The organism is Pedobacter cryoconitis, assembly GCF_001590605.1.
Classification (GTDB): Bacteria; Bacteroidota; Bacteroidia; order Sphingobacteriales; family Sphingobacteriaceae; genus Pedobacter; species Pedobacter cryoconitis_A.
The window spans coordinates 1,547,180-1,560,751 of sequence record NZ_CP014504.1; the positions used below are offsets into that span (position 1 = coordinate 1,547,180).

12 protein-coding genes are annotated in these 13,572 nt (G+C 35.4%); 6 read left to right on the plus strand and 6 right to left on the minus strand.

Translation table 11 applies throughout. The features are described from left to right. Positions 1-48: 48 nt before the first annotated feature. Entirely contained in the window at positions 49-3,210 is a 3,162-nt protein-coding gene (locus AY601_RS06595; RefSeq protein ID WP_068398209.1) for an SIR2 family protein, read from the plus strand. Positions 3,211-3,367: 157 nt separating this feature from the next. Here AY601_RS06595 and AY601_RS26315 read toward each other — a convergent pair whose 3' ends face one another. Continuing rightward, positions 3,368-3,559, minus strand: coding sequence for a GIY-YIG nuclease family protein (locus tag AY601_RS26315; protein WP_068398212.1), 192 nt, complete (start codon positions 3,557-3,559; stop codon positions 3,368-3,370). Between the two features lie 167 nt (positions 3,560-3,726). Between AY601_RS26315 and AY601_RS06605 the strand changes: the two genes are divergently transcribed. Together AY601_RS06605 and AY601_RS06610 are read left to right on the plus strand one after the other, a co-directional pair. Continuing rightward, complete coding sequence (locus AY601_RS06605; RefSeq protein WP_068398215.1) at positions 3,727-4,308, plus strand: hypothetical protein; 582 nt, start codon at positions 3,727-3,729, stop codon at positions 4,306-4,308. Between the two features lie 7 nt (positions 4,309-4,315). Then, entirely contained in the window at positions 4,316-5,359 is a 1,044-nt protein-coding gene (locus AY601_RS06610) for a GmrSD restriction endonuclease domain-containing protein (protein WP_068398217.1), read from the plus strand. A gap of 587 nt (positions 5,360-5,946) precedes the next feature. On the opposite strand, the gene tnpC is transcribed toward AY601_RS06610, so the two are convergent. The 5 genes from tnpC to AY601_RS06630 form a co-directional block, all read right to left on the minus strand. Then, complete coding sequence (tnpC, locus tag AY601_RS06615) at positions 5,947-7,491, minus strand: IS66 family transposase (protein WP_068398220.1); 1,545 nt, start codon at positions 7,489-7,491, stop codon at positions 5,947-5,949. A gap of 75 nt (positions 7,492-7,566) precedes the next feature. Then, entirely contained in the window at positions 7,567-7,929 is a 363-nt protein-coding gene (gene tnpB, locus AY601_RS06620; protein ID WP_068398223.1) for an IS66 family insertion sequence element accessory protein TnpB, read from the minus strand. Further along, positions 7,926-8,285, minus strand: coding sequence for a hypothetical protein (locus AY601_RS06625; protein ID WP_068398226.1), 360 nt, complete (start codon positions 8,283-8,285; stop codon positions 7,926-7,928). Before AY601_RS06625 ends, tnpB begins: the two co-directional genes overlap by 4 nt. Positions 8,286-8,642: 357 nt before the next feature. Next, positions 8,643-8,819 (minus strand): hypothetical protein, encoded by a 177-nt coding sequence (locus AY601_RS25590; protein ID WP_157287757.1) that lies wholly within the window; start codon positions 8,817-8,819, stop codon positions 8,643-8,645. Between the two features lie 953 nt (positions 8,820-9,772). Then, positions 9,773-10,624, minus strand: a complete 852-nt coding sequence (locus AY601_RS06630) for an AraC family transcriptional regulator (protein WP_198163634.1) — start codon at positions 10,622-10,624, stop codon at positions 9,773-9,775. A gap of 107 nt (positions 10,625-10,731) precedes the next feature. Between AY601_RS06630 and AY601_RS06635 the strand changes: the two genes are divergently transcribed. The 3 genes from AY601_RS06635 (at position 10,732) to AY601_RS06645 (ending at position 13,517) form a co-directional block, all read left to right on the plus strand. Next, a complete protein-coding gene (locus AY601_RS06635; protein ID WP_068398229.1) occupies positions 10,732-11,697 on the plus strand; it encodes an alpha/beta hydrolase in 966 nt (321 codons plus the stop codon). Continuing rightward, positions 11,694-12,275, plus strand: a complete 582-nt coding sequence (locus AY601_RS06640) for an NAD(P)H-dependent oxidoreductase (RefSeq protein WP_068398232.1) — start codon at positions 11,694-11,696, stop codon at positions 12,273-12,275. The genes AY601_RS06635 and AY601_RS06640 overlap by 4 nt, the downstream gene beginning before the upstream one ends. 105 nt (positions 12,276-12,380) lie before the next feature. Next, on the plus strand, positions 12,381-13,517 hold the full coding sequence (locus AY601_RS06645) for a sialidase family protein (protein WP_068398235.1): 1,137 nt from the start codon (positions 12,381-12,383) through the stop codon (positions 13,515-13,517). The last annotated feature ends 55 nt before the right edge of the window (positions 13,518-13,572 follow it).

Here is a 13,572-nt window from a genome sequence, read left to right on the forward strand (position 1 = left end):
TATATTGTAAAAAAGATATTAACATTCTCAAATAATTAATGCTCATAAATGAATCATATACTCAATGATGATGATATACTTGAGAATTACCTCACTCAAGAATTATTTCCTTCAATCCAACGTGGTGACGTCACCTTATTCTTGGGAGCAGGATCTTCTGTTACAGACAAAAAATTCCTTGGCAGCCAAATTATTGATTATTACGAATCTAAATTAGCAATCCAATTAGGTATTTCAGATTTAGTTGAATTCATGGATATGATCAGCGCCATGCCAAACTTTGTTCGTGATGACTTTGATAATTACATTTCCACGTTACTTTCTAAGTTAATTCCGACAGACACACATAAAATAATTGCTAGCGCTAATTGGAATCAAATCATCACCACTAACGTGGATTTGATATTAGAAAGAGCTTTCGATTCCATTCAAAACACATATAACGAAAATAAATCTCTTAGACCAATTAGAAATATATCAGAAACAAGAGGACAGCCCAGTAATAGTATTCTTAAATATATTAAATTAAATGGGTGTATAAGCGATAAAAACAAGTATCCACTGATATTCTCGACAAAGGATTTTATTAGTCAAAAAAAATATCATAATTCAGTTTTACAGTCATTGAGTGATCTTCCACCAAACAGTAAATTTGTTACAATCGGATATTCATTTACTGACCCGATTTCAAAAAATTTAATAAAGTATTTTGATTCATTTAATTTTAGACACAGAAAGCCTATTATTTGTTTTGATCCTTATATACAAGATGGTAGATTAGATTATTTGAAAGAAAAGGGGATTTTTGTTATAAAATTAGATGTCGAAAGTCTTTTTAAAAGATTTATTGCTTGGGAAGAAACGAAAGCTGCTTCAGTAGTTATTCGGAAATCTATAACTTTTAAAAACATCAATGATGAATCTATTTCTATTCCATCAAAATTAAAGTTGGCGCTTGGTAATAATATTATTCAATTATCTGATTCTTCGAAAATTCCATCAACCAACCCGATTTTATTTTACCAAGGAGAAAAACCTTCTTATGATACTGTCAGGAAGAATAATGATGTTATAAAAACATCTAAACTAGATGATATAAGAGGTGAAATTATAAAGATTATAAAAAAAAATGCAGAAAAGTCTATACCTGTTATTTTCCTAACTGGCAGCTTTGGAACAGGAAAATCTACTTTTGCGTATAGATTAATAAATTCATTAATTCATGATGTTTCACTAAATGCTTTAGCATTTGAATTTTATGACTTATCAATTTTACGCACCCAGGATTTAGGAGAGTTATTTTCACTAACCGATGCTGAGAACATTATAATAACTTGTCAAGAAGTAGAAATTGATAGTTCTTTCAAAGAATTTATGGATTTAAGGAACAAATTAAGCTCTGAACAATTCTCCAAATTTAATATATATTTCATCGTCTCCATTAGAGAGAATATTCTAATTAAGTTCACTAATGCTTACAAGTACAAGAACGTTCACCAACTAAATATAGATAGTAAAATAAATGAATTGGAAGCATCCGAATTAGTTGATAAACTTAGTGGTGTTGACTTGGTCAAATTTAGAGATCCCGGTGAGAAACGTCAATTAATTAATACCATAATTAAAGATTTCCAAGGAGATACGTTTATCTCATTGATTTCAATGATAACAAATAATAATTTTGATGACATCATTTATAGTGCCTATTTTCAATTATCAAAAACGGCTAAAGATGCATTTTTATTTACTTCCCTGTTGTATCAATATAAAATTTTAATGCCATCTGGTCTACTTATGAGATTAGTCTCAAAAGATTGGGCTGAATTTGAACAAGATGTTTTAAAATATGACTCCAAAGGGATTTTAATACAAGATTATATAACTGGTTCTTCCAGTCCTGATATTTATTTTAGAACCCGGCACTCAATTATTTCTGAACATCTAGTTTCAAGAATCTTAAAAAATCAAGATCAAAAATTCGATAAAGTCAAGAAAATAGTTAGCCACTTGATAGAATCTGATTACAGTGCTAAGCTTTTTGTAGATCTCATAAAATCATTGCGATACAATAATGCATTTCCTGAAGATCGAATGAACATACTATTTGACATAGCAGACCCTATTTTTGAAACAAATCCACATTTTGTTCAACATTATGCACTCAATCTACAATTGAGAAGAACAGAAACTTCAATAAAAAAAGGTATTGATAAAATTAGATATGCCGAATCCTTTTTAGATCATAGAAATCATCGCTTAATTCATCGCAGAGCCGTATTACATTTTGAGTTAGCAAAGATATACCAGCGAAATGGAAATTATGCTAATACATGGATAAATCTAGAGGAGGCTAGAGATTTATTCGAAGTAAAAAGACTTGAAGATCCGTTTAGTTCATTTAGTTATGTAGACAATTTAAATTTAGAACTTTGGGTTTTGGATAAACTAAATTTGGAAGAGACCGACTTACTATTATTACATATAAAAATTCAAGGTCTATTTGATTTTGCTATAAACTCAATTTTCGAGGATCTTGATAAGATTCTAAAATTAAAATATCAATATTATAGAAGTCTGGAATCATCACTTAGCCCTTCAGATACATCATTGATTGACTACTTAGAAGAACTATATGAAAACGAAGATACTAGACCATATTCTTTGGTTCTTAAATACAATTATTTGTCCCAAAAGAAGTTGGAAGATAAGGCCTTTGCACTCATTCCAGAATTAGAGAATTTGATCTATAATAACGAAGTAGCAAAGTTATTATTTACTTATTATGGCAGAAACCTGAATATTTTTGATAATAGACAAAAATATTTTAATTTAATAAAAATGGGATATAACTTTCCCGCTAAGGATAGGCTCAGATACCATTTCTATTCATATGTTGCTGAATCTTACAACTTAAATTTCACATATGTTAGTGATCATATTCATAGTATTATGAATCTAGACTCAAACATAAATCCTGATCTACATGAATTATGGCTTGATGAGAATTATGAAATTAAATCATTTACGGGTATTATATACAATACACAGAAAGGATTCACAAATTTAAAAATATCTGAAATGCAGCTTAAATGTCGTCTACTTAAAGATTCCTTTAATACTTTTAGTCCAAAACCAGGAGATAAATATATAGTACACCTACATTTTTTCCTGAAAGGAATCAGAGCGGAGATTATAAATAAGATTAGTTAAAGATGAGGCTCTTATTAATAATCTTTAAATACTATATTTGAGTAGCATTTGCAGCTAAAGCGTATTAAAAAAAAGGTGAGCGATTCGGGTATTACCATTTCAAAACCCTCTAAATATTGAATAACCCCTGATTTTTGCAGTTGAGCTCTTATTATAGTTAATGACCTTCATTAATTTCATCTACAACTAATTGGACGGTTTTACAAATCGAACTCATATCTAAGGTGAAAAATTCCCTCCCAGGATCTACTCGGTAATTCTTAAGTATATCATGAATCATTTTTTGGGCCAATTTACAGTCAAAAACATTCCATTCCCTCATGACATAATGTTTATCTGGGTATCCCATATAACTTTAAAAGTATGAAATTTTATATAATTAAATATAAAATGATCACTTCAACGCTAATCTGAAAATATTCACAGTTGTGGTTCATTTTTAAATCCTATCATGCGAGAAATAGTTTTATTTATTTTACCTACATTGTGACATTTACTAACGTTAGTCTGGTTTAAATGAAAGAAGCACTTTTTAATGATATCTTAACAAAACCAATTAATTATACTACTTCTAAATGGGTTTTAGAAAGAATACCATTTATATTTAATGATGATTTAGACCTTTACATAAATTGGAAGGAACGACTATCAAAGCTAATTGGTGTTGATAGTAGAGCGATAGTAATTACTGGAAGTTCTTCAGTAGGATATAGCTTAAATCCTGTTAAAAATTTCAAGCAATTCTCTGCTACTTCAGATATTGACGTTGCAATAATCTCAGATCATTATTTTGATATTGCATGGCATTTTTTAAGAAATATTGGCACAAAATATCATCGTTTAAAGCAAAAAGAAAAAAATGCTATTGATGACCATCGCACAAGATTGATTTATTATGGAACAATAGCAACCGATAAAATAGTACATCTATTACCTTTTGGAACTATTTGGTTAGAAGCAATGGTCGAAATGATGACAGTTGAGCCGACATTAGATAAATCAATTAATTTTAGAATATATAAAGATTTTGAATCGTTGAAATCATACCAAAACATATCAGTTGGTCTAGCAAAAGACCAATTGCTTATGCAACAATAATTATAATATGTCAAATATCATACAAACCACACACAGAGATATCGCTTGGTTTAAACAGGCAAATGAATTCCACCAGCTTCAAATGAAGCCCCAATTCCAAAGAAATCTTGTTTGGACAGACAAACAGAAAAGCTTCTTAATAGACTCCATATTAAATAGCTATCCTGTTCCTGAATTATATATGCAAGATATAATAAGTGGTGATGGTTCTAAACTATATATAGTTGTAGACGGGCAGCAAAGAATAACTGCTTGCTTAGATTTTATAGATAACCAATTTCAAATTGACGGAAAGGATAGCCCTAGTTATGCAGAAATGAGCTTTGATGACTTGAGTACCGATCAAAAAAAGAAAATTTATAGTTATTCCTTTGTAGTAAGATTATTGCCAGAAATGTCAGATCCTGAAATTAGAGAGATTTTTTCGCGATTAAACAGAAATAATGTCGTCTTAAATGCTCAAGAACTTAGGCAAGCGACTTATTGGGGTCAATTTATTCAGACTATGAACGAAATTGCTGACAACGATGTATGGAGAATTTTAGGAGTTTTTACACCAAAAGATGTCAAAAGGATGTTAGATGTAGAATTTATTAGCGAATTGGCAGTAGCCTCTATTCATGGAGTCCAAAATAAGAAGTTGACTTTGGATAAATATTACGAGATATATGAGGACGAATTTCCTCAACGGGATGAAACCATATATACATTTGACTTAGTTACCAGAGAAATCTCCCATTTACTGCCTAACATCAATAAAACTAGATGGTCAAAGAAAACTGACTTTTATACACTTTTTGTTCTGTTATCTAATAGAAAAGATCTTCTTCCTTTAGGTCAAGTAAAGAAAGCACTTGGAGAAACATTATTAAATGGCATTGGTAATTTAATAGATAAATACGTTTCAACTGATAAAGAACAGATACCAACTATAGGATTTGATGAAAATATAAAAGAATACAGCATTAATTTGCGTGCTTCATCTGATTTAGGCGCCAGAAAGAAGAGAGAAGATGCACTTCAAAAATTGTTAGAACCATTATTCTCTTAAATCAAAAATTATACTCACAATTTTCATTACTCTAAAATATTATCTATCTTTAGGTATAGCATTTGCAGCTAAAACGTATTGTAAAAAAGGTGAGCAATTCGGGTAGTGCCATTTTCAAAACCCTCCAAATATTGAACAAACGCTGATATTTGAACTAGGTTCGAATCCCAGCGGGATCACAGAGAATAGTGTCAAAACTACGTAAAAGCTTGCAAATCATATGATTGCAAGCTTTTTTCGTTTAAGGGTTTTATCATGTCCAACGCTGACATCACAATTGTATTCATTAGCGATATTATTCTTATTTCAATTTCCTGACTAGTCGGGCAGATGAACATTTTCTTTGTAAAAGCCCCTCACAACTAGAAAGAATTGAAATAAATCCAATAACTCCTAATAGTGTTTGTTTCATTATATTGGTATTTTAAAATATAGTTTAATCCCATTAAATAAAGAGAAACGGCTTTGGTGTGGAGTTCTACCAATCTGTTTTCAATAGATCCTACCATTCTTTGTATAATGGCCAATGTATTAAATGAAGATATATAGATTTATTTATGTTTTTATTAATAGAAAGTAAGCTAACACTACAGCACAGGCTCGATTTCCTTCAGCTCTTTCCATCGGTGCGGTAAAAGATTTTGGATTTGGTCAGCGGGTTGTATATTGATTTTTTTCAATACATCTACCATCCAGACTATGGGATTAATGCCTTGTAATTTGCATGTTCCCATGAAAGAATATAACATGGCACTTCTTTGCGCTCCATCATGGGAACCGCAGAACAGAAAGTTCTTTCTTCCGAGCGCAATCCCTCTTATACTACCCTCAATTGGGTTGTTATCGATGTTTAAGGTGCCGTTTTCCATATATACCGATAGCCGTTTATATCGTTTCATGGTATAGGCAAAGGCTTTGTGAATAGCACTTTTCTCGTTCAGCATTCCTGCATTTTCTTCAAGCCATTGCCCAAAGAGAATCCATAAAGGTTTGGAAAGTTCCTGTCTGGCTTCCTTGCGCTCACTGGTAGTTTTATCCTTGATTTCACGTTCAATATCATAAAGCTGCCCAAAGACATTCAGTGCATATGCAGCCCTTTTTGGGTCATTTTTCTCTGATTCCAGGAAATAGCGCCTGGCATGCGCCATGCAACATAACAATTTGATATCCTTGTTTACTGCAAGAGTCTCATAACAGCTGTACCCGTCACTTTGGAGGTAGCCTTTGTAATCGGATAGCAGTGCCTGTGGCACTTCCTGATTGCGCCCAGGCTGATATTCAAAGAATACCAGTTGAGCTGGCGGAGCCTGTGCTGCCCAGAAATACCCCCGGTGGGTAGTTCCTTTTTTACTTTTATCCATCACCCTCATCGTGGTTTCATCCATCATCAGGTAGTTACTTTGCAGGACTTCCTGTTTAAGTTTTTCATACAATGGATTTAACAGTGTGCAGGTCTTTGCAATCCAGTCCAGCAGTGTAGAATGTGCAAGTTTGATTCCTGTACGATCAAAACGGGTCATCTGGCGGTACACCGGTAGGTGGTCGCAATACTTTTCAATGATCAGCGTCGCCAGCAGCGAGGCATCAGCCATACAGTTTCTGATCACTTCATCAGGAAGAGGTGCAATAATAATCTTGCTGGTCAGGCCCGGATCACCGGCAGGTGTAGGTAACAGGTATTTATAACGGATGATCTTTTTGGCTGTCAAACGGGCAGGACTGCATTTTAGGCGATAAGAGATTTCACTTCCGGTGCATTTGCTGCCTTCAGGAATCACATCAGGATGGATCTCCTGGATCTCGTCCACGATACTTTCAGGAATCACGAAGTGCTTCTTCTTTTCCTGTGCTGGCTGCACCTGTTTTGCTTTTTCAGTTGCAACAGATGCAGGTACGCTTACTTCAACGGTAACTTCTTCGGTCAGCCCCAAACGAAGCTGACCAGGACTTTGTTCCTTGCCCACATAGCGTTCACTTTTGCTGCCAAAGCTCAGTTTGAGCAATTGTTCCAAACGGTGAAGTAGTTGCTCATTTACCAAACGCAATTGCTTGAATTCTTCCCGTAGAAGGATGTTTTCCTTCCGGGAATATTCATACAATTCTTTATAATCAATCGTGTCTGATGACTGCATTAAGGGCTATTTGATAGTCATAAAAATAAGCAATCATACTTTTTTCTGCAAATTTTTGATGAATATTCCTTGCAATTATTGCTCCAAAGCTAGTGTAGTTTTCCGCACGTTGCCTCGCTGCTTTTCTTTCTGAAATTCAATACCCCGGATTACCTGCAGCAACTGGATTTCGCTGATATGCCGGCCTTGGCCATCAGCACGAAGTGGCGGAACTTCAAAACTCCCATTGTCCATCTTCTTATAGTAAATCACAAAGCCGCCATGTTCCCAGAATAATAATTTGATGCTTTGCCGCGAGCGGCTCACAAAAATATACACATCGCCACCTGCAGGATCGCGTTGCAGTTCGCTACGGATAATCCCTGTAAGCCCGTTAAAACTTTTGCGGCCATCAATACAATCGGGGTATACAAAATAATTTTTATTGGTCGGTATCATAACCCTCTGCGTTTGTCCAGTAGCGATTGAATATATTCTGGCGCAACATATTGATGCAGCTGGACAGTTAACTCTCCTGAATTTATACTGGCAAATACAGGAAGTGACATCGCTGGTTCCGGTAATGATACGGGTTCAGGAGATAGGGCGATAAATCTACCATTGACTTTATATTTACCCTCACGCTGATACCTGAGCCAGGTATAGAATGTACCTGTCGGTACATCATGATCTTTACAAAATTGAACCAGACTGATCTGTGCTTTTGAGGATTCGTATTTTTCCAGCAATTGAATAATCAGCTGCTTACCGCGAATGCATATCGCTCTGCGGGTTTTGATTTTTTGTTGCTCCATAATAATATTTTTATGAAGCCAAATTTATAATCCGCGGAAGCTCATGTCAATATGCACCGTAGTGTTAGCTTACAATAGAAAAGTGAATATGTTTATATTAATTATATAATTATATAATTCCAGAATTGGATAGCCCCAATAATTAAATAAATTATTTTCATTTTTTTAGACATATGACTTCGTTCTCAGTATAGCATTTGCAGCTAAAATATATATATAAAATGGGTAAATCGTGGAGCCAATTCCAAAGCCAGCTACGCCATGTAGGTTATTATGAAACCTTTGATTTAAATTATGGGAAGAGAAAGAACCTCATTCCAAATTATAGGAGAAGGGTATCTTAGCTATACCTGATAGCTATAATTTACCTGTGAAACTGGATTTAGGTTGATGATAGTCCCAAATCAATGCGCTGTACTTGAAGCCCAGGTGACTTTGATCAGCACCGAGTGAACCTGTATCGTCCGGGTACTGCCTGAGTACTGGTCGGGTACTCGTTAGGGTAAGACCAAGGTAAGAGCAAGTTGAGTCCATGGCAAGTCCAAGTCAAAACAACTAGTTGAAACAACATGGACTTGCCATGCTTACAGCCCGTTTACAGCCTGGTGTCACCCCGACCACCACTCAGGCACAACCAAACCATAACTAGTTGAAGATTCATGAAATTATAATTTCCCCTTTGACTAATCCATGGACAACTGCGGACAATTGCAGACAGCCAAGGACAATTACGGACATTTTCTACGCACGAGGATAATCCTTAACGCTAATAGTCTACATTAGTGGAAAAGAAACTATTTATGGAAATCCGGGAAAGCCTATCATAAATTTGAAGACACCTTTGGGTACCACTAAACTTAGTTATCATACCTAACTGAGATTGTGTAATCCAGATAGTATGTTTAAATCACAATATAATTTAGGAGAGATATGAAAAAAGAAACCAAAGACAATCTTAAAGAACTTCCAAAAATATGCGTTACCGAATTATCTGATAATGAGCGTCTAAGTAAAGATATATTTCGTTCTGATTTGATAAACTTAAACTCTTTACCAAAATGTTACGCACAAATAATCTTTTCAATAAGGCCGTGATTATTCATAAGTAGTTTATATGGATGTTTTAGATGAAGTATTACTGCGATTTTGGGGGTCTTTAAATAATCATGATGTAAAATATATTATGGTTGGTGGATTTGCTACTAGATTTCATGGTTTTAACCGGAGTACAGATGACCTGGATATTTGGTTGTACGATGGACAAGCATCTATATAGATAATGCAATCGAACTGGATATTATGACGTCTATGAAAGGATTAGAATCCCTTTCCTTTTTGGAATGTCTTGACCTCGCCTCTATTGCAGTCTTTGAAGACATAAAAGTTCATTTTTTGCATATCAACCAACTAATAGCTAATAAAAAAGCTGTAAATAGACTAAAAGATGTCATCGTAAGCTATCAACCAGCAATATCATAAGTTGAAAATCAGGAAGCCTGAACATTTTCTCTTTTACAGTTATCCCTGTAAACACGTAAACTTAACCCCCTATGTCTTTTGAAAAACTTATTGATATGGCTTTCGTCGGCAAACCCAAATTCATCGGCTATTTCATGAACTCTTTTGTCGCTGAAACGTAATCGATGTTCCATCAGTCTAATCCGGTATGAAGAAATATACTGTTGTATTGATTCATTGCATTGCTTTCGGAAATAACTACCCAGATAGGTTTCAGATAATCCGAATTTTTGAGCAATTATACTTATTTTAAGCAGTTCAGGCTGACGTATATTATCCTGAATGTAGTCAATTATTTGTAGTATCCGGGTATCTGTATTTGGTGAAATAGATTCAGGTTTGATAACCGATATGTTTCTTGCAGCAATCACAATAATAGCATTGACTAAGTGACGCATTAAATCTTCGCCATATATAGACTTCTGTTCCACGGTGTGCAGCAAGTTATGCATCAAATTGCTAACAATGAGTTTATCCGTCTCATTAATTAAAATAGAACCTGAAAAATGAGAGGCATAATATAATAGACATTCAATATGATCTATACTTTGCCAACTGTAACTTTTTACATAAGATGGCGCAAAGCGCACGACTATAAACTCACACATCTGATGCAGATCAAATGAGTGGTAATCATTAGGTGTGATTAAAAAAAGATCTCCGGTTTTAAAAGGAAGTTGATTACCGTTGATTCCATGCCTTCCTTTTCCAGATAATACATAGACAAATTCAAAAAAATTGAATTGCTGGTCCCGTAAGGGACAGCAGTCTATATTTTCATAATATACCTCTAATGAATTATGGATATTTTCTCTTGCCATAACGCAAAAATACCCAAATACACTTGGAATGTACCTGTATCTTCTTTGTATTTCAGTCTATTTTTGCTAAATAAATATATGAAAGCAATCGTATTGACAATTTAGTTATGGAAAGTACAATTAAAAATATAGACTCGGCTCTTTGGAAAGCTATTGCTAAAAGCCCCTATAATCAAATAGATTACGAAAACCTGTTAGCGAATAGCCCTGCGGAAATAAGGAAAGAGGAAATGAATTTATCAAGGCAAGAAGAGCCTCTTGCTATTCCAAAACAATTGGATGTGGAGAATATATTCATTCCAGCTTCTGATAAATCCAGAACGATCCGGTTGAGAATATACAGGCCGAAAGGAAAACAACATTTACCTATATTGTTATATTTTCATGGTGGTGCGTTTATATATGGTACTCCCGAGCAATATGATTTTATATTCTTTCGCTTAGCATTAGCTATTGATTTGATGATTATTTCGGTGGATTACCGATTAGCTCCAGAACATCCATTCCCAGCAGCCATGGAAGACGGTTATGAAGCATTACTATGGTTGTCTGAATATGCTGATCAAATAGGTGGAAACAAAGAGAATATCCTGATTGGCGGAAGCAGTGCCGGGGCAACAATTGCAGCATCTATTACACAGCTGGCAAGAGACCGGAAGGAAATGAAAATCCGGCATCAGTACTTGCTATACCCTCCAATGAGCCAACTTTTGCAAACATCATCTATGAATAAATTGACAAATGCACCCATGCAAACCAAAAAGGCGGCAGAGTGGATGTGGAAACATTATTTACAACATAAAATAACCCAGCCGCCAAAATATGCAGTTCCATTATTAGCACAGGATTTCAATAACCTCCCCAATGCAACCATCATTGTTTGCGAGTTAGATCCGCTAAAAGATGAAGGAAAAAAATATGCCCAAGAATTACAGAAAGCAGATGTTCTGGTTGATCTGTTGGAAATAAAAGGAGCTGTACATGCTTTCGATTTTTTTTCCTGTTCCTTATCCGATAATTTTTATGTACAACAAATTGAATTATTCAAGCAAATTTTAAATCAAGAGGAATGAAAAAAATAGTAGTGATCAATGGACATCCGAATAAAGAAAGTTTTAACGCTGCCCTTGCACAGTCCTATATAAAATCCGCATTAGAAGCTGGTTCAGAAGTGCGGTATATTGCAATTGGAGAGCTGGATTTCAATCCCAATCTACAGTTCGGTTATCGTCAAAGAATGGAGTTGGAACCGGATTTGGTAAAAGCATTGGAAGATATCAAATGGAGTGAGCACCAAGTATGGATACATCCTTTATGGTGGCTTGGTATGCCAGCAATTATGAAAGGGTTTTTCGACAGGGCGTTTCTTCCAGGCATCACTTTCACTAGTAATAAAGAAGGGACTGCTGATGGATTGTTGCATGGCAGGACGGGAAGAATTATTACAACGGCAGGAGATTTATCCCTTGAGATTTATGAGGAAGTCTATGCGTCAAGCGGACTTGTCCAATTAAAAAATGGAATCTTGGAATATTGCGGAATATCTTCTATTCAGGATAGTTTTATTGGCCCTCTTTATGAATTAAATGAGAATGACAGAAGAAAATGGATAGTCCAGATAGAAAACTTTGCCGCATCTGACTCTGTATAAAAACTTGGGTAAGATTTGATTTTATGGATATCCTTGTTTAAATTTATTACATATAGATTAAATATAGCTTTCTGCAGACTTAATCCGCACCATTAAATTATACCTATGAAACTGACCTTTTCTTTATTATTGTTGATTTTATGTTGTAGTGAAAGGTTGTCTGCACAGGATAATCAGGCCTTTAAGAAGGCACCCAAGGTGATCAATGATCCGGGTAATTTTTATAAATATGCTGAGCAGAGCCGGAAATTCTCAGGCATTCCAAGTATTACTGTTACCTCGAATGGCACTTTGTGGGCTACGTGGTACGCTGGCATGACATCAGGTGAAGATGCAAATAACTATGTAGTACTGGCCTCGAGTAAGGATCAGGGAGTTACCTGGAAGGAGATACTGGTGGTGGATCCTGATGAAAAGGGGCCTGTCAGGGCATACGACCCAGAGATCTGGATCGATCCAACAGGTAAGCTCTGGCTGTTTTGGGCACAGACAATAGGCTTGGAAGGCTCTGTAGCCGGCGTCTGGGCTATGACAGCTAATGACCCGGATGCTGAGAATCCAGTCTGGACTTCGGCAAAAAGACTTTCCGACGGAATAATGATGTGTAAACCAACAGTCTTGTCTACAGGCGAATGGCTTTTGCCAGTTTCTACCTGGAGGTTAACAGATGAGAGTGCAAAAGTGGTTGTATCTACTGACAAAGGAGCAACCTGGACTGTAAAAGGAGCCTGTAATGTGCCTGAAGCTGACAGAGAATTTGATGAACACATGCTAGTAGAACGCAAAGACGGATCGCTTTGGATGTTGCTCAGAACCAGGTATGGAATAGCTGAAAGCTTTTCTAAAGACAAGGGTAGGAGCTGGTCGGCCGCAAAGCCTTCATCCTTAGTTCATACCAGTTCAAGATTTTTCATCGGCAGACTAAATTCAGGAAATTTATTGCTGTTGAAACATGGCCCGATAGCAGTAAAAACAGGCCGGTCACATTTAATGGCCTTCCTCTCTAAAGATGACGGTAAAACCTGGACAAAAGGATTGCTGATTGATGAAAGGTCAGGTGTTTCCTATCCCGATGCACAACAGGCTTTGGATGGCAGGATTTATCTGGCCTATGATTACAACCGGACTGTAGATCAGCAGATTATTATGACTGTGTTTACAGAAGGGGATGTGCTGTCGGAAGATTACGATGCTAGTCTGGTGAAAGTATTTAATGAGAGAAAAATGATAAGTAAGAAATAAAATTTATACCGCAAGAATCGGGTTTTGTACGGTGTAGCATTAGGGTAGGTTTGGT

Bases quoted from the DNA above. Each gene is read 5' to 3' on its own strand.
- AY601_RS06595 (WP_068398209.1), top strand. From the start codon at position 49: ATGAATCATATACTCAATGATGATGATATACTTGAGAATTACCTCACT.
- AY601_RS26315 (WP_068398212.1), bottom strand. From the start codon at position 3,559: ATGGGATACCCAGATAAACATTATGTCATGAGGGAATGGAATGTTTTT.
- AY601_RS06605 (WP_068398215.1), top strand. From the start codon at position 3,727: ATGAAAGAAGCACTTTTTAATGATATCTTAACAAAACCAATTAATTAT.
- AY601_RS06610 (WP_068398217.1), top strand. From the start codon at position 4,316: ATGTCAAATATCATACAAACCACACACAGAGATATCGCTTGGTTTAAA.
- tnpC (WP_068398220.1), bottom strand. From the start codon at position 7,491: ATGCAGTCATCAGACACGATTGATTATAAAGAATTGTATGAATATTCC.
- tnpB (WP_068398223.1), bottom strand. From the start codon at position 7,929: ATGATACCGACCAATAAAAATTATTTTGTATACCCCGATTGTATTGAT.
- AY601_RS06625 (WP_068398226.1), bottom strand. From the start codon at position 8,285: ATGGAGCAACAAAAAATCAAAACCCGCAGAGCGATATGCATTCGCGGT.
- AY601_RS25590 (WP_157287757.1), bottom strand. From the start codon at position 8,819: ATGGACTCAACTTGCTCTTACCTTGGTCTTACCCTAACGAGTACCCGA.
- AY601_RS06630 (WP_198163634.1), bottom strand. From the start codon at position 10,624: ATGGCAAGAGAAAATATCCATAATTCATTAGAGGTATATTATGAAAAT.
- AY601_RS06635 (WP_068398229.1), top strand. From the start codon at position 10,732: ATGGAAAGTACAATTAAAAATATAGACTCGGCTCTTTGGAAAGCTATT.
- AY601_RS06640 (WP_068398232.1), top strand. From the start codon at position 11,694: ATGAAAAAAATAGTAGTGATCAATGGACATCCGAATAAAGAAAGTTTT.
- AY601_RS06645 (WP_068398235.1), top strand. From the start codon at position 12,381: ATGAAACTGACCTTTTCTTTATTATTGTTGATTTTATGTTGTAGTGAA.